Source organism: Bradyrhizobium cytisi, from assembly GCF_008123515.1.
GTDB lineage: Bacteria > Pseudomonadota > Alphaproteobacteria > Rhizobiales > Xanthobacteraceae > Bradyrhizobium > Bradyrhizobium cytisi.
Window position 1 is genome coordinate 56,741 of the sequence record NZ_VSSR01000038.1, and the last position, 16,796, is coordinate 73,536.

15 protein-coding genes are annotated in these 16,796 nt (G+C 64.1%); 10 read left to right on the top strand and 5 right to left on the bottom strand.

The genetic code is table 11. The annotated features are described in order from the left end of the window. Window positions 1-38 precede the first annotated feature (38 nt). The 3 genes from FXB38_RS22855 (at window position 39) to FXB38_RS22865 (ending at window position 3,533) form a co-directional block, all read left to right on the top strand. Entirely contained in the window at window positions 39-1,535 is a 1,497-nt protein-coding gene (locus FXB38_RS22855; protein ID WP_148753220.1) for an aldehyde dehydrogenase family protein, read from the top strand. Window positions 1,536-1,655: 120 nt separating this feature from the next. Further along, on the top strand, window positions 1,656-2,783 hold the full coding sequence (locus FXB38_RS22860; protein WP_148753221.1) for an alkene reductase: 1,128 nt from the start codon (window positions 1,656-1,658) through the stop codon (window positions 2,781-2,783). 243 nt (window positions 2,784-3,026) lie between these two features. Continuing rightward, window positions 3,027-3,533, top strand: coding sequence for a GFA family protein (locus FXB38_RS22865; RefSeq protein ID WP_148753222.1), 507 nt, complete (start codon window positions 3,027-3,029; stop codon window positions 3,531-3,533). Here FXB38_RS22865 and FXB38_RS22870 read toward each other — a convergent pair. Next, entirely contained in the window at window positions 3,487-3,912 is a 426-nt protein-coding gene (locus FXB38_RS22870; protein ID WP_187435071.1) for a TfoX/Sxy family protein, read from the bottom strand. The two genes, FXB38_RS22865 and FXB38_RS22870, sit on opposite strands and share 47 nt — an antisense overlap. A 144-nt stretch (window positions 3,913-4,056) precedes the next feature. Between FXB38_RS22870 and FXB38_RS22875 the strand changes: the two genes are divergently transcribed. Next, a complete protein-coding gene (locus FXB38_RS22875; RefSeq protein WP_148753223.1) occupies window positions 4,057-5,718 on the top strand; it encodes a thiamine pyrophosphate-binding protein in 1,662 nt (553 codons plus the stop codon). A 13-nt stretch (window positions 5,719-5,731) separates the two neighbouring features. On the opposite strand, the gene FXB38_RS22880 is transcribed toward FXB38_RS22875, so the two are convergent. Next, window positions 5,732-7,111: an LLM class flavin-dependent oxidoreductase gene (locus FXB38_RS22880; protein ID WP_148753224.1), complete on the bottom strand. Its 1,380-nt coding sequence runs from the start codon at window positions 7,109-7,111 to the stop codon at window positions 5,732-5,734. 240 nt (window positions 7,112-7,351) lie between these two features. Here FXB38_RS22880 and FXB38_RS22885 point away from each other — a divergent pair, with 240 nt between their 5' ends. From FXB38_RS22885 to FXB38_RS22910, 6 genes are all read left to right on the top strand, one after another. Continuing rightward, window positions 7,352-8,752 (top strand): M20 family metallopeptidase, encoded by a 1,401-nt coding sequence (locus tag FXB38_RS22885; RefSeq protein WP_148753225.1) that lies wholly within the window; start codon window positions 7,352-7,354, stop codon window positions 8,750-8,752. 84 nt (window positions 8,753-8,836) lie between these two features. Further along, on the top strand, window positions 8,837-9,748 hold the full coding sequence (locus FXB38_RS22890) for an amino acid ABC transporter substrate-binding protein (protein ID WP_148753226.1): 912 nt from the start codon (window positions 8,837-8,839) through the stop codon (window positions 9,746-9,748). 253 nt (window positions 9,749-10,001) lie between these two features. Then, a complete protein-coding gene (locus FXB38_RS22895; RefSeq protein ID WP_148753227.1) occupies window positions 10,002-10,733 on the top strand; it encodes an amino acid ABC transporter permease in 732 nt (243 codons plus the stop codon). 4 nt (window positions 10,734-10,737) lie between these two features. Continuing rightward, window positions 10,738-11,430 (top strand): amino acid ABC transporter permease, encoded by a 693-nt coding sequence (locus FXB38_RS22900; protein WP_148753228.1) that lies wholly within the window; start codon window positions 10,738-10,740, stop codon window positions 11,428-11,430. A 12-nt stretch (window positions 11,431-11,442) separates the two neighbouring features. Beyond that, complete coding sequence (locus FXB38_RS22905) at window positions 11,443-12,174, top strand: amino acid ABC transporter ATP-binding protein (protein ID WP_148753229.1); 732 nt, start codon at window positions 11,443-11,445, stop codon at window positions 12,172-12,174. 188 nt (window positions 12,175-12,362) lie between these two features. Beyond that, window positions 12,363-13,223, top strand: coding sequence for a D-amino-acid transaminase (locus FXB38_RS22910; RefSeq protein WP_187435072.1), 861 nt, complete (start codon window positions 12,363-12,365; stop codon window positions 13,221-13,223). A 142-nt stretch (window positions 13,224-13,365) separates the two neighbouring features. Here the strand turns inward: FXB38_RS22910 and FXB38_RS22915 are convergent, their stop codons facing one another. The 3 genes from FXB38_RS22915 to FXB38_RS22925 are packed head-to-tail and all read right to left on the bottom strand — an operon-like array spanning window position 13,366 to window position 16,684. Beyond that, window positions 13,366-13,827 (bottom strand): carboxymuconolactone decarboxylase family protein, encoded by a 462-nt coding sequence (locus tag FXB38_RS22915; protein ID WP_148753231.1) that lies wholly within the window; start codon window positions 13,825-13,827, stop codon window positions 13,366-13,368. 25 nt (window positions 13,828-13,852) lie between these two features. Beyond that, window positions 13,853-15,472: an MDR family MFS transporter gene (locus FXB38_RS22920; protein WP_148753232.1), complete on the bottom strand. Its 1,620-nt coding sequence runs from the start codon at window positions 15,470-15,472 to the stop codon at window positions 13,853-13,855. A 60-nt stretch (window positions 15,473-15,532) separates the two neighbouring features. After that, window positions 15,533-16,684, bottom strand: a complete 1,152-nt coding sequence (locus tag FXB38_RS22925) for an HlyD family secretion protein (protein WP_148753233.1) — start codon at window positions 16,682-16,684, stop codon at window positions 15,533-15,535. Between the last annotated feature and the right edge of the window lie 112 nt (window positions 16,685-16,796).

Here is a 16,796-nt window from a genome sequence, read left to right on the forward strand (position 1 = left end):
ATCGAACCCAATCAATCACCTACCTAGGGAGTGCAGCCATGGCTGTGTCGCAGGCTATTCCGATCACGCGCCATCCGTTCGCCAACGGGTCCTACAAGCAGATGCTGATCGACGGGAAGTGGGTGGATGCCGCGTCCGGCAAGCGCTTCGAGACCCACAATCCCGCGACTGGGGAACTGCTCGCGACCGTTGCCGAGGGCGACAAGGAAGACATCGACCGTGCGGTCGCCGCCGCCCGCCGTGCCTTCGAGGGTCCCTGGAGCAAGGTCAAGCCGTTCGAGCGGCAGAACCTGCTGCTCAAGCTCGCCGATCTTGTCGAGAAGAATTTCGACGAATTGTCGCAGCTCGACACACTCGACATGGGCGCACCGCTCAGCCGCACCCGCGCCTATCGCCTGCGCGCCGTCGGCATGCTGCGCTACTACGCCGGCCAGACCACCGCGATCCACGGCGAGACCATCGAGAACTCGCTGCCCGGCGAGATCTTCTCCTACACGCTGAAGGAGCCGGTCGGTGTCGTCGGCGCCATCATTCCCTGGAACGGCCCGCTCACCGCGACGCTCTGGAAGATTGGCCCGGCGATCGCGACCGGCTGCACCGTGGTGCTCAAGCCCGCCGAAGAAGCGCCGCTGACCTCGCTGCGCATCGCCGAGCTCGCGATGGAAGCCGGCATTCCACCCGGCGTCGTCAACGTCGTCCCCGGCTATGGCGAGACCGCGGGTGCTGCGCTGGCCTCGCATCATGACGTCGACAAGGTTGCCTTCACCGGCTCGCATGTCACGGGTCAGTCGATCATCCGTGCCTCGGCCGGCAACCTCAAGCGCGTGTCGCTCGAGCTCGGCGGCAAGTCGCCGGACATCGTGTTTGCCGACGCCGACCTCGATGCCGCCGTGCCGGGTGCCGCGATGGCGGTGTTCGCCAATTCCGGCCAGATCTGCAGCGCCGGCACCCGCCTGTTCGTCGAACAGTCGATCTACGAGGAGTTCGTCGGCCGCGTCGCCGAGTTCGGCAAGAAGCTGCAGGTCGGCAACGGTCTCGATCCGAACACCCAGATCGGCCCGCTGGTCTCCGAACAACAGCTTGAGCGCGTGACCGGCTATCTCGACATCGGCCAGAAGGAAGGCGCGCGAGCACTTGCCGGCGGCGGCCGCGTCACCGAAGGTGCGTTGTCGAAGGGCTTTTTCGTCTCGCCGACGGTGTTCGCGGGCGTCCAGGACAACATGCGCATCGCGCAGGAGGAGATCTTTGGTCCCGTCATCTCCGCGATCGCGTTCAAGGACATGGACGAGCTGGTCAAGCGCGCCAACAACACCACGTTCGGACTCGGCTCGGGCCTGTGGACGCGGGACGTCACCAAGGCGCATGCAGTCGCGAAACGCTTGCGTGCCGGCTCGGTGTGGGTCAATTGCTATCAGGCGATGGACCCCGCCGTGCCGTTCGGCGGCTATAAGATGAGCGGCTACGGCCGCGAGTCCGGCAAGCAGCATGTCGAGGAATATCTCAACGTGAAGGCCGTCTGGATCAAGACGGCGTAACATCTGTCCTCTGCCGCGTTCCGCGCTGGGGAATATCTGCTTTTAGAGGGGGCGGCGCCTTTTTCCGGCGGCCGCCCTCGCTATATGATCCGCATCCTTTCAAAGAAATCCGGGGCCCACATGAAATTCGAGGCGTTGTTTAGACCGTTGCAGGTCGGTCCGTACAAGCTCGCGCATCGCGTCGCGATGGCGCCGCTGACGCGCATGCGCGCCGAGCGCGAGAGCTTTTCGCCGCGGCCGCTCAATGCCGAATATTACGGCCAGCGCGCCACGCCGGGCGGTCTGCTGATCGCTGAAGCGTCGCCCGTGCTCTCGCACGGCCGCGGCAATCCGGCGACGCCCGGCATCTATTCGGAGGCGCAGATTGCCGGCTGGCGCAAGGTGACGGATGCCGTGCACGCCAAGGGCGGCATCATCTTCCTCCAGCTCTGGCATGTCGGCCGCGTCTCGCATTCGACCTATCATGGTGGTGCGCTGCCGGTCTCGGCCTCGGCGATCGCGATCAAGGCCGAAGGCATGAAGGCGATGACCGCCGACGGCAAACTCGCCGACTACGAGACGCCGCGCGCGCTGGAGACGGAAGAGGTCAAGGGCATCGTCGAGGCTTTTAGGCAGGCCGCGAAGAACGCGCTCGCCGCCGGTTTCGACGGCGTCGAGATCCACGGCGCCAACGGCTATCTGCTCGAGCAGTTCTTGCAGTCGCGCAGCAACCAGCGCACCGATCAATACGGCGGCCCGATCGAGAACCGCGCACGGCTTCTGATGGACGTCACCCAGGCCGCGATCGAGATCTGGGGCGCCAACCGCGTCGGCGTGCGACTGTCGCCGCACGGCATCGCCAACGATTCCGGCGAGCCCGATCCGATGCCGCTCTACACCCACGTGGTGAAGGCGCTCGACAAGCTCGGCCTTGCCTATCTGCACTTCATCGAGCCGCGCTCCAGTGGCGCGGGCCGTGCCGATGTTCACTGGGAGAACGTGCCGTCAGCCATGGTGCTGTTCCGCCCGCACTACAGCGGCGTGCTGATGACCGCCGGCGGCTTCACCGGCGAGACTGCGAATGCCGCGATTGCCGACGGTCACGCCGACATCATCGCATTCGGCCGCATCTTCATCTCCAACCCCGATCTGCCGCGGCGGCTCGAGCACGACCACCCGATCACCCCGTACAACCGCGCGACCTTCTATGGCGGCGAGGAGAAGGGGTACACGGACTATCCTGTTTATGACGAGCTGGCGCCGGCGTAGACTCTTTCCGTCATTCCGGAGCGATGCGAAGCATCGAACCCGGAATCCATTTCACGTCCTGGCTTGCCGCTCGATGGATTCCGGGCCCGCGCCTTTCGGCGCGTCCCGGAATGACGAGCTTGATTTGTCACGCGATCGCACCACAAACTCCGTCATTGCGAGCGTAGCGAAGCAATCCAGGCTCTTTCCGCAGAGGCAGTCTGGATTGCTTCGCTACGCTCGCAATGACGCCGGGGAGAGACAATGGCCAAAGCCGCACTCGCCGCAGGAATCGCCACCGGCCAATGCCTTTGCGGCAAGGTCACCTTCGAGATCGACGTCCCCGCGCGCTGGGCCTGGCACGATCACTCTGCCAATAGCCGCCGCGCCCATGGCGCGGCCTACGCCACCTATGTCGGCAGCTGGAAGAAGCGCTTTCGCATCACTTCGGGCAAGACCGCGCTCACCCGCTACGAGGACAAGGCGACCAAGACCGCGCGCAGCTTCTGCGCCCATTGCGGCACGCCGATCGCCTATGAGCGCCCCCGCAGCCCGCACATGGTCAACATTCCCCGTGCGCTGTTCAAGGAGCGCACCGGACGCCAGCCACTCTATCACATCGCCATCGAGGAGCTGCAGGAATGGGCCTATACCGGCGAGCCGCTGGTGCCGCTGAAGGGTTTTCCGGGCGTGGTCTGGCAGCGCTCAAAAAAGAAGAAGCGCGCTAGCGGCGAGGACCCGTTCGAATTGGGGCGCGAGGAGGCGCTTTAGCCTTCGCGTTGGCCGCCGCCGTGCGCGGCGCAGCCTTCCTCGCTGGCGGCTTGGTCGGCATCGTCGCCACGAAATCGAGCGCGCGCTTCACCCAGAGCTTGAGCCTGGCATCGGTTCGCGTGCCCTCATCAGAGACCCGCACGAACCCGGTCATGATGCGCCCGCGCATTTCCATCGGACTCGTGTGTGGCTCCTTCAGCATCCGCGCATGCGCCTCGGGGCCGACGCGAAACAGCATGCCGCCGCGGCCGCTGATGGTGCAGCACATGACGTTGTCCACCATGAAACAAAGCCCGCCCATCATCTTCTTCTCCGCGACGTGGCGTTGGCCCGCCAGCAACCTGCGAACCCGTGCGGCGGTGCCTTCGTCGTAGGCCATGACGGTCCCTCCGGCTTCGACCTATCTTTCCAGCTTCTCCTCGCGCGCGCAAGGCAGCCATGAGCGCGCTTCCTTGCGCGCATCCTCCGACTTCGGTCATCATGCGGCTCCCCCGCGGCAACGCCTGCGAGGCCTGGAGGAAACATGAAGAACAAGATCACCGGCCGTTCCGCCTTTCTCGCGTTGCTCAAGGACGAGGGCATCACGCATCTGTTCGGCAATCCCGGCACCACCGAGTTGCCGATCATGCACGCGCTGAAGGAACATCCCGATCTCACCTATGTGATGGCGATGCAGGAGAGCCTGGTGGTGGCGATCGCGGACGGTTACAGCCGCGCCTCCGGCAAGCTCGTCGCCTGCAACGTCCATGTCGCGCCCGGCCTCGGCAACGCGATGGGCTCGCTCTACAATGCCCGGTTCACGGGCACGCCTATGATTTTGACCGCGGGCCAGCAGGAGCAGGGCCACGGGCTGATGGAGCCGGTGCTCTACGGCCCGCTGGTGCGCATGGCCGAGCCGCTGGTGAAATGGGCGGTCGAGGTGACGCGGCTGGAGGATTTGCCGCGGATCGTGCGCCGTGCCGCCAAGGTCGCGATGACGCCGCCGACCGGGCCGGTGTTCATCTCGCTGCCGGGCGATATCCTAAACAGCGAGGCCGGCATTGATCTCGGCCGCTCCACCCGCATCGACGCGCGCACCAAACCGTCGGATGAGGCGCTCAGGGCTTTTGCTGCACGCCTGCTGAAGGCCGAGCACCCGGTGATCGTCACCATGGACGAGGTCGTCAAGAGCGATGCGTTGAAGGAGACAGCCGAACTTGCCGAACTGCTCGGCGCTGCCGCCTATCAATCCTCGACGCCCTATGGCTCGCACTTCCTTTCGGAGAGCCCAAGCTTCGTCGGTGCGCTGGCCCGCGTGCAGAAGGTCGCGCGCGATATGCTCGCGCCCTACGATCTCCTGGTCGCGCTCGGCGGCGATCCCCTGCGGATGTCGGTCTATAGCGAGGTCGATGCGCTGCCTGACGGACTCGGCATTGTGCAAGTCGGTCTCGCCGATTGGGAGATCGCCAAGAACTACGGCGCCGAGATAGCACTGAAGGCGGATGTGAAGGAGACGCTGCGCGCGCTGATCCCGGTGCTGAAGGAGATGGGTGGTGCCGCATTGGCGCAACGCGCAAAACAGCGGCTCGCCGAGCTTGCGCCGAAGAACTGGAGCGCGCGCCGCGCTGCGCTGGTCGAGCAGATCGGCAAGAGCGCCAGCCGCACGCCGATTGATCCCGACTATCTCGTACTGCAAATGGTCGAGGCAATGCCCGACCATGCGATCCTGGTCGACGAAGGCCTCACCTCCAGCCGCCAGATCACTGCGCTGCGTCCGCACCGCGATCGCTATGACTATCACGGTCTCGCCTCGGGCGGCATCGGCTGGGGCCTGCCGGCCTCGGTCGGTGCCAGCATCGCCAATCCGGATCGGCCCGTCGTGTGCTTCTCCGGCGACGGCAGCGCGATGTATTCGATCCAGGCGCTGTGGACGGCCGCACATCACAAGCTGCCGCTCAACGTCGTCATCGCCAACAATGGCGGCTATCGCATCATCAAGCAGCGCTTGCTCGCCTTCCATGGCGACGACAATTATGTCGGCATGGACTTTGTCGATCCGCCCGTGGATTTCGCCGGCGTGGCGAAGGCACTCGGCTGCGAGGCGATCAAGCTCAGCGATCCCCGCGAGCTGAAGGCAACGCTGGCATCGGCGTTTGGCCGGCCCGGAACGAAGCTGATCGAGGTAATGGTGGACGGGAAGGTGTAGGGCGACCCCGGGCCTACCCCTTTGTCCCCACCCGATATCCCGCCGCCGGATGCGGCGCGTCGAGCCTCGCGCGGCCGCCGCCGAACAGCTTCTCCCGCAGCGTGCCCTCGGCATATTCCGGCTTGTACCGTCCGCGCCTGGTCAGCTCCGGCACCAGCATGTCGGCGATGTCCTCGAAATCGCCGGGCGAGATCGCAAACGCGACATTGAGGCCGTCGACGTCGGTCTTCTCGAACCAATCCTCGATCTTGTCAGCAACGCTCTCCGGCGTGCCGACCACGACCGGGCCGGCGCCGCCGATGCCGACATGCTCGATGACGTCGCGCACGGTCCAGACGCGGTCGGGGTCGCCGCGGGTGACGTTGTCGAGTGCGCTGCGACCGGCATCGTTTTGAACGTGCCGGACCTGCTGGTCGAGCTCGTAGCCGGAGAAGTCGATGCCGGTCCATCCCGACATCAGCGCGAGCGCGCCTTCGGGATTGATATGCGACCGGTAGTCGGCGTATTTCGCCGCGGCTTCGGCTTCGGTATTGCCGAGGATGATCGTCATCATGTTGAACATGAGGATCTCTGCCGGGTTGCGGCCGAGCGCTGCGGCCTCCTGGCGGATCGCCGAGACGCGCGGTGCAATGATCTTGGCCGAGGGTCCCGACATGAACACGCATTCGGCATGCTTGGCCGCGAACTGCCGCCCGCGCGGCGAGGTGCCGGCCTGGTACAGCACCGGCGTGCGCTGCGGCGACGGCTCGCTGAGGTGAATGGTGTTGTTGATGCGGTAATTCGCACTCTCATGATTAACGCGATGAACTTTTGTGGGATCGGTGAAGATGCCGCGCTTGCGGTCCCGCAGCATCGCGCCGTCCTCCCAGCTTCCTTCCCAGAGCTTGTAGACCACTTCCATATATTCATCGGCGATGTCGTAGCGGTCGTCATGCCCGGCCTGCTTGTCCTTGCCGGCGCCGCGCGCGGCGCTGTCGAGATAGCCGGTGACGACGTTCCAGCCGATCCGACCCTCGGTCAGATGGTCGAGCGTCGACATCCGCCGCGCGAACGGGTAGGGCGGCTCGAACGAGAGATTGCTGGTGACGCCGAATCCCAGGTTCTTGGTGACCGCGGCCATCGCCGAGAGCAGAAGCAGCGGCTCGTTCGACGGCGTCTGCGCTGCATTGCGCAAGGCTGCGTCGGGGCTGTTGCCATAGACATCGTAGACGCCGAGCACGTCGGCCAGGAACAGTCCGTCGAAACGGCCGCGTTCCAGCGTCTTGGCGAGATCGATCCAGTAGGGCAGGCGGTTATATTCGGCGGTGCGGTCACGCGGATGGGTCCACAGGCCCGGTGATTGATGCGCGACGCAATTCATCGCAAAGGCGTTGAGCCTGATCTGCTTGGCCATATGGTCTCCCGGCGCCCTGTACTGAGCGCTCTTCGAATGATAGATGTGCGCCCCAACTTGGCGAAGTTCTTGCATATATCGCGACCTTGGCAAGGCCAAAATCAGCAGCGCTGCCGCCCTTGGCAAGCCAATCTCAAGAGAGCAAGAAGCAAATCCCAAGAGCGATCCAAGCCCCGCCACTTCCGAGCGCCAGTGTAGCCCGCTAAGCTCGCCCGCCTCGAGACCTTGAAAAAGCAAGTCATGACCAGAGCCGACGCCATCGCCCGCGCCCGCGACGATTTCAAATCCGGCGGGTTCCTCGCCGAACTCGATCGTCGCGTCGCCTTCAAGACCGAAAGCCAGAATCCATCGCGCGGCCCCGAGCTGCGCGCCTATCTGGAGCAGGAGATGCAACCGGCTTTTGCCGCGCTCGACTTCACCAGCCGCATCGTCGAATCCCCCAGCGGCAAGGCGCCGTTCCTGTTTGCCGAGCATATCGAGAGCACGTCGCTGCCGACTGTGCTGGTCTATGGCCATGGCGACGTCGTCGACGGCATGGAGGGCGAGTGGCGCGATGGCCGCGATCCCTGGCGCACGACGGTTGTGGGCACGCGCCTCTATGGCCGCGGCACCGCGGACAACAAGGGGCAGCACAGCATCAACATGGCCGCGCTCCGCGCGGTGCGGGAGGCCCGCGGCGGCAAGCTCGGCTTCAATGCCAAATTCATCGTCGAGATGGGCGAGGAGATCGGCTCGCCCGATCTCGGCAAGGTCTGCGACCTCAACCGCGACGCGCTGAAGGCCGATCTGTTCATGGCCTCCGATGGGCCGCGGCTGTCCGCCGATCGGCCGACGCTGTTCCTGGGTTGCCGTGGCGGCATCCGCATCCATCTCGACGTGAACCTGCGCGACGGCGGCCATCATTCCGGCAATTGGGGCGGCGTGCTCGCCAACCCCGCGACCATTCTGGTCAATGCGATTTCGACGCTGGTCGATGGCCACGGCCGGCTTCAACTCGACGCGCTGAAGCCCCCGCGGCTCACCAACCAGATCCGCAGCTATCTTGCCGATGTGCAGGTGGTGCCGACCGAGGACGAGCCCGCGCTTGCGGAGAACTGGGGTGAGGACGGTCTGTCCGCGGCCGAACGGCTCTATGCCTGGAACACGCTGGAAGTGCTGGCGATGTCGTCGGGCAATATCGAGAAGCCGGCGAACGCCATTCCCGGCCACGCCAATGCCGTGCTGCAGCTGCGTTTCGTGGTCGGCACAAGGGTTGATGGCCTGATCGACGCCGTCCGCGGCCATCTGGTTGCAAAGGGCTTTCCGATGGTCGAGGTGCGGGCGGCCCAGAGCTTTGCCGCCTCGCGCACCGATTTCGACAGCCCCTGGATCAAATGGGCGGCGGATTCAGTCCAAAACACCACCGGCAAGGTGCCGGCCGTGCTGCCGAACTTCGGCGGCTCGCTGCCGAACGACGTATTTTCCGAGATTCTGGGCCTGCCGACGATCTGGGTCCCGCACTCCTATCCCGGCTGCTCCCAGCATGCGCCCAATGAGCACATCCTGCTGCCATTGACCGAAGAGGCCTTGACGGTGATGGCCGGGCTGTTCTGGGATCTCGGGGAATTGCCAAAGCCGCTGACCCGAGGCCAATTAACCTGAGCCGGCATCCAGCCGAAAGTCACATTCTAATCCGGGCCGAGATGTGCTTGCATCCGGCCGCATCATCCTGAAAGGGGAGAAAAAGTGAAACATTTCCGTTACATCGGCCTTGCGCTCGCTGCGACCTTCGTCGTCAGCCAGGCCGGCGCCGAAGAGCTGACCGGCACGCTGAAGAACATCAAGGACACCGGCGCCATCACGCTCGGCTTCCGCGATTCCTCGATCCCGTTCTCCTATCTCGACGACAATCAGAAGCCCGTCGGGTTCGCGATGGACATCTGCTACAAGATCGTCGATGCCGTGAAGAAGGAGCTCAAGCTCGACAAGCTCGAGGTGAAGCTCAATCCGGTGACGTCGGCGACCCGTATCCCGCTGATGGCCAACGGCACCATCGACCTCGAATGCGGCTCCACCACCAACAATGCCGAGCGCCAGAAGCAGGTCGCCTTCACCAACACCCATTATCTGACCGCCAGCCGCTACGTCTTCAAGAAGTCGAGCGGGCTGAAGTCGATCGACGATCTCAAGGGCAAGACGGTGGTCTCCACCGCCGGCACCACCAACATCAAGCAGCTCACCGAGGCCAATGTCGCGAAGGGACTGGGTGCCAACATCATCCCGGCCAAGGACCATGCCGAGGCCTTCCTGATGGTCGAAACCGACCGCGCGGTCGCCTTCGTGATGGACGACGTTCTGCTCGCGAGCCTCGTTGCCGGCTCGAAGTCGCCGGATGACTACGTCATCTCCAAGGATGCGTTCTCCAAGCCCGAGCCCTACGGCATCATGCTGCGCAAGGACGATGCGCCGTTCAAGAAGGTGGTCGATGCGGCGACCGCTGCGGTCTACACCTCCGGCGAGGCCCAGAAGATCTACGACAAGTGGTTCACCGCCAAGATCCCGCCGAAGGGCCTCAACCTCAACACGCCGATCTCGGCCGAGCTGAAGAACGAATTTGCCAAGCCTTCGGACTCACCGAACCCGGACGACTATAAGTAGGATGCTATTTGCCTCTCCCCGCTTGCGGGGAGAGGCCGGATTCAAGCGCAGCTTGAATTCCGGGTGAGGGGGACTCTCCACGAGTCCGACTATCACCTCCCTCGCGGAGAGCCCCCCTCACCCTAACCCTCTCCCCGCAAGCGGGGAGAGGGAATTCCGCAGGAGAGTGGCCGGACATTTGCATACACGGCCAAGACCTATTTTCGAGACCTACTCAAGACGCCTGTGATTGGCGCGTTCGCGCGGGGGACACGTGAACTACCACTGGAACTGGGGAATTTTCTTCGAGCCGAACCCGATGGGGACCGGCACCTATCTCGACATGCTGCTGTCGGGACTGGTGCTGACCCTGAAGACGGCGGTGCTCGCCTGGATCATCGCGCTGGTCTTCGGCTCGATCGTCGGCGTCATGCGGACGCTGCCGTCCAAGGCCGCCGGCTGGTTCGGCTTCTGCTGGGTTGAGTTCTTTCGCAACATGCCGCTGCTGGTGCAGCTGTTCCTGTGGTACTTCGTGCTGCCGGAATTGTTGCCGAAGTCGACCGGCACCTGGCTGAAGCAACTGCCGAACGCGCCGTTCTGGACGGCGGCCATCGGCATCGGATTTTTCATGTCAGCCCGCGTCGCGATACAATTGCAGGCCGGCATCGGCTCGCTGCCGCGCGGTCAAAAGATGGCGGCGACGGCGCTCGGTCTCACGACCTTTCAGGGCTATCGATATATCCTGCTGCCGATGGCATTCCGCATCATCCTGCCGCCGCTGACCTCGGAGTTCCTCAACACCATCAAGAATACAGCGGTCGCCATCACCATCGGTCTGCTCGAGCTGACCGGCCAGGCGCGCTCGATGCAGGAGTTCTCTTTTCAGGTGTTCGAGGCCTTTACCGCTGCAACGCTCCTCTACCTCCTCGTCAACGCCGTCGTCGTGACAGCGATGCGCTTCCTCGAGCGCTGGGTCGCGATCCCCGGCTACATCACGGGGAAATAGCGCCATGTTCAGCAATTTCGATTTCGGGGTTATCATCCGCGCGTTGCCCTATCTGTTCTATGAGGGCATGACGTTCACGCTGATGCTGACGGGGCTCGCGGCACTTGGCGGCCTCGTCTTCGGCACCGCGATCGCCCTGATGCGGCTGTCCGGGTACAAGACGCTCGGCCGTATCGCCGGCGTCTATGTCGACTTCATGCGCTCGCTGCCGCTGGTGCTGGTGATCTTCTGGTTCTATTTCCTGGTACCCTATATCGGGCAGTGGCTGACCGGCGCCTTGCGGCCGATCAGCGTCGGTGCGTTCGCCTCCTCACTGATCACCTTCATCATGTTCGAGGCGGCGTACTTCTCCGAGATCATGCGCGCCGGCATCCAGTCGATCTCGCGGGGACAGCCGGCCGCGGCCAATGCGCTCGGCCTGACCTATGCGCAGACCATGCGCTACGTCGTGCTGCCGCAGGCGTTCCGCAACATGCTGCCGGTGCTGATCACGCAGACCATCGTGCTGTTCCAGGACACCTCGCTGGTCTACGTGCTGTCGATCACCGATTTCCTCGGTGCGGCCAGCAAGGTCGCGCAGCGCGACGGCCGTCTGGTCGAGATGTACCTGTTTGCCGCCGTCGTCTACTTCACCATTTCCTGTATCGCATCCTTTGGCGTGCGCCGCCTCCAGGCGCGCATCGCCATCATCCGCTAGAGCAAGTCGGTCATGATTGAAATCAGCCACGTCAACAAATGGTACAGCCCGACCTTCCAGGTGCTGACCGACTGCACCACCAGCGTCACCAAGGGCGAGGTCGTGGTGGTCTGCGGACCCTCAGGCTCGGGCAAGTCGACGCTGATCAAATGCGTCAACGCGCTGGAGCCGTTCCAGGAAGGCGACATCAGCGTCGACGGCACCAAAGTCAACGATCCCAAGACCAACCTGCCGAAGCTGCGCTCGCGCGTCGGCATGGTGTTCCAGCATTTCGAGCTGTTCCCGCATCTGAAGATCATCGACAATCTCTGCCTCGCCCAGCAGAAGGTGCTGGGGCGGTCGTCCGACAAGGCGGTGGCGAAGGGCATGCAGCTCCTGGACCGCGTCGGCCTGAATGAGCAGGCGCAGAAATTTCCGGCGCAGCTTTCCGGCGGTCAGCAGCAGCGTGTCGCGATCGCGCGCGCGCTCGCGATGGATCCGATCGTGATGCTGTTCGACGAGCCGACCTCGGCGCTCGACCCTGAAATGGTCAGCGAGGTGCTCGACGTCATGGTCGATCTCGCGCGCGAGGGCATGACCATGATGGTCGTGACCCACGAAATGGGCTTTGCCCGCAAGGTCGCCAACCGCGTGATCTTCATGGACCGCGGCGAGATCGTCGAGGATGCGCCGAAGGACGATTTCTTCGGCAAGACGCGCAGCGACCGCGCGCAGAAGTTCTTGTCGAAGATCTTGTCGCATTAGCCTCCGCCGTCATTCCGGGATGGCCCGAAGGGCCAGGCCCGGAATCCATCGGGCCGCAGTACATGAGGTGAGATGGATCCCGGGCTCGCGCTACGCGCGCCCCGGGATGACGAAGAGCGGGGTTTATCGCGCTCATCAAATCCCCTATACAGGTCGATAAATCCCCCTTTCCCGCCAGGAGACCAGCCTTGGATTCGACCGCCTACGTCAACGGCTCATTCGTCCCGCTCTCGGACGCGAAGATCTCGGTGCTCGACCGCGGCTTCCTGTTTGCCGACGGCATCTACGAGGTCTCGGCCGTGCTCGACGGCAAGCTGGTCGACAACGCCTCGCATCTGGCGCGGCTGGAGCGCTCGGTCGGCGAGATCAGCTTGAGGCTGCCGGAGACGGTCGAGCGCATCACCGAGATCCAGAAGGAATTGATCGCCCGCAACAAGGTCGTGAACGGCCTGGTCTATCTCCAGGTCACCCGCGGCGCCGACAAGGGCCGCGACTTCGCCTTCCCCAAGGGCGACGTCAAGTCGAGCCTGGTGATGTTCACCTCCGAAAAGGACATCATCAACGCGGCTTCCGCCAAGACCGGCATCAACGTGATCACGGTGCCCGACATCCGCTGGGAGCGGCGGGACATCAAGAGCGTGGCGCTGCTGGCGCAGGTGCTGGCGAAGCAGGCGGCGGCCGAAGCCGGCGCCGGCGAGGCCTGGATGCTGCAAGACGGCTACGTCACCGAAGGCGGCTCGTCGTCGGCGTTCATTCTCACCAAGGATGACGTCATCGTCACCCGCAAGAACTCCAACGCGATCCTGCCCGGTTGCACCCGCAAGGCCGTGGTCGCGCTCGCCGAAGAGCGTCAGCTCCGCGTCGAGGAGCGTTCCTTCACTGTGGAAGAGGCACTCGCGGCGAAGGAAGCCTTTGCGACGTCGGCCTCGCTGTTTGTCCAGCCGGTGGTGGCGATCGACGGCAAAAAGGTCGGCGACGGCAAGCCCGGCCCGCTTGCCGCGCGGCTTCGCGAGATTTATGTGGAGTTCGCCAGGGCGACGGCGGTCTGAGCCACACCCACCGCCGTCGTCGCCCGCGAAGGCGGGCGATCCAGTACGCCGCGGCGGTTGTTATAAACTTCGCTGTCTCTGGAATACTGGATGCCCCGCCTTCGCGGGGCATGACAGTTGCCCGCGAGGGCGCGTCGCACCCCTACGCCACCGATGCCTTCACCTTCACCGGATGAACCGCGCGGAACGCGATCGCGATCCTGTTCCAGGCATTGATGGCGCCGATCAGCATGGTCAGGTTCACCGTCTCTGCGTCGGAGAACTGCGCGCGGACCTCGGCGTAGACGTCGTCGGGCGCGCGCGTTTCCGCGATCAGCGTCACCGACTCGGTCCAGGCCAGCGCGGCGCGCTCGCGGTCGGTATAGAGCGGGGATTCGCGCCAGGCGTTGAGCAGATAGATGCGCTGCTCGGTCTCGCCGCGCTTGCGGGCATCCTCGGTGTGCATGTTGATGCAGAAGGCGCAGCCGTTGATCTGCGAGGCGCGGATCTTGACGAGCTCGATCAGCGATTTCTCCAGACCCGTCGACTGAATCTGCTCTTCCAGCGCCATCAGCGCCTTCATCGTGTCGGGGGCGGCCTGGTAGAAATTCATGCGGGGCTTCATGGTCGTTCTCCTTTGCTGGGTTGATTCAGTGAGTTCCGCCGGCCGAGGCCTGGCCGGGCTTCTTCAGGAAGAATACGGCGATCAGGGCCACGATCAGCGCCATGCCGAGCAGGTAGAAGGTGTCGCTAAAGGCAAAGATGTAAGCCTGCTTCTGAACGGTATGGCCGATCGCGACATAGGCGCGATGCGCTGCGTCGGCACGGTCGAGCACGCCGTGGTTGATGAAATACTGCGTGAGCTGTTCCAGCCGCATGCGGGTGGCCTGCTCGAACACCGAAACCGACTGCATCAGCACGTTGGAGTGATACTGCTCGCGCTTGGTCAGCACGGTCTGGAGCAGCGCTATGCCGACGGCGCCGCCGAGATTGCGCATCATGTTGAACAGGCCGGAGGCCGATCCCGCGTTCTCCGGCTCGATGCCGGCGGTTGCCACGGCCGACAGCGGCGCCATCACCAGCGCCTGGCCGATGGCGCGTACGACGTTGGGCCACAACAGCTGGTCGGCGGCGTAGTCGTTGGTCATATAGATGTTCATGAAGTTTGAGCCTGCGAACAGCACGAAGCCGACGCCGATGATGATCCGCGCGTCGAACTTCTGCATCAGGCGCGGAACCAGTGGGATCAGCACGAGCTGCGGCAATCCGGTCCAGGCCAGCACTGCGCCGATCTGCTCGGCATTGTAGCCCTGGATGCGCGACAGATATTGCGGCAGGATGAACACCGAACCGTAGAGCGCGACGCCGAGCAGGAAATTGGCGAGCATGCCGAAGCCAAAATTGCGGCGGACCAGCAGGCGCAGGTTCAACAGCGGCTTCTTGACCGTGAGCTCGATGATCAGGAACGCGCCTAGCGCCACGACTGCGATGACGGACAGCTTGACGATGAAGGGCGAGCCGAACCAGTCGTCCTTGTTACCTTCCTCCAGCACGGTCTGGAGCGCGGACAGGCCGATCGCCATGGTGATGATGCCGGCCCAGTCGCCGTCCGCGAGCAACGACAGCTTCATGGGCCTGGCGTCGAGTGCGTACCAGAGCATGCCGACCATGATCGCGCCGGGCGCGAGGTTGACGTAGAAAATGTACTGCCAGCCGAAATTCTCGGTGAGATAGCCGCCGATAGTCGGGCCGATCGCCGGCGCAAACGTCGCTGACAGCGCGAACAACGCAAGACCCACCGGTTGCTTGGCACGCGGCAGCAGCGTGATGATCAGCGTGAAAGCCATCGGGATCAGCACGCCGCCGGTAAAGCCTTGCACGGCGCGCAGCACGATCATCTGCGGCAGGTCCTGCGCCAGCGCGCAGGCTGCGGAGAGAATCAGGAACAGGATCGCGTTGGTGAGCAGATAGATCCGGATCGAGAACACCTGCGCGAGCCAGCCGGACAGCGGGATCACCACGATCTCGGCGATCAGGTAGGAGGTCGAGATCCAGCCGCCGTCGTCGATGCCGGCGCCGATCGCGCCCTGGATGTCGGCGAGCGAGGCGTTGACGATCTGGATGTTCAGCACTGCCATGAAGGCGCCGAGCGTGGCACCGACCACCGCGATCCAGGTTTTGGCAGAGACGGCCGGCGCTGCGGGAGCTGCAGCCAGAGCGGGGAGATTGGCGGCGGAAGCGGCGTTGAGGGTCGGTTGAAGCGTGCTCATGGAAGCCTCTCTCGGTTACAGAGACAGGATGCATTAGGCGGATGGTTTGGATAATCAGCGTCAGCCGCCGTTCGGTCGCGTCGCGTTGTCGGCGACGCTCCTGATCGTCTCGCGTTCGGCCACCACGGTTGCCTTGGTGTCGACGGTCGGCACCGCCGACATGCCGGGCCGCAACAGGCCCGCGAGGCTGTGATCGTCGAGCACGATCTTCACCGGCACGCGCTGCACGATCTTGGTGAAGTTACCCGTTGCATTGTCGGGAGGCAGCAGCGCGAATTCAAGTCCGCTGGCCGGCGAAAGGCTGTCGACATGACCGTGCAGCGTGCGATTGCGAAAACTGTCGACACGCAGCTCGACCGGCTGGCCGGCGCGCACATGCGTGAGCTGGGTCTCCTTGAAATTCGCGACCACATAGACCGCATCAAGCGGCACCACCGCCATCAATTGCGTGCCGGCCTGCACGTACTGGCCGACTCGCAAGCTGCGGGCGCCGACCGTGCCGTCAACCGGCGCGGTGATCTCGGTGTAGGACAGGTTCAGCTCGGCCTGGTCCGCGACCGCGCGAGCGTGATCGAGCTGCGCGGTGGCCTGCGCGCGCTGGGTGGTCAGCACGTCGATCTTGCGCTGCGCGGCGACCAGGCCCGACTTGGCGTGCTGCAATTGCGCGTTGCTGGCGCGGAGCGCCGCATCGGTCTGCTGTGCGCGCTGGATCGTGCCTGAGCCCGACTTCATGAGGTCGTCGTAGCGGGCGCGCTCTTCCTGCGCGAATTTCAGATTGGCGTCGGCAGCCGTGACGTCGGCGGTGCTCTGCTCGATGATCGGCTGTTGCAGCTGGAGCTGGGCATCGAGGTTGCGAACCGAGGCTTCGGCTGCGGCGACGTCGGCGCGGGACTGGCCGAGCGCGGCCTTGAAGTCGCGGTCGTCGATCCTGGCCAGCACCTGGCCCGCTCTCACCTTTTCATTGTCGCCGACCAGCACCTGGGCGATGTAGCCCGACACCTTCGGGGCGATGATGGTGGAATCGGCCTTCACATAGGCGTCATCGGTCGATTCCAGGTAGCGGCCGGTCGTCAGGTAATCGTAGCCAAAATCGCCGGCCACAGCGACGCCAAGGGCCAGCGCCAGCCCGAGCGCCGCGCGCTTGATCGCCTGCCGGGACGGCTTCAGGCTGATTTTATCAGTAGTTTCAGCAGTATAAGCCGCGTTCGACATGACATCCTCCGGATTCCCCAGACGTCCCGTTCCGAAGGGGCGCTGTTGTCTGGGCAGAAGATGCGCTGTTCCGGCGCTTGTGATAATCCGCCAAAAAGCAAAATGATTGTCC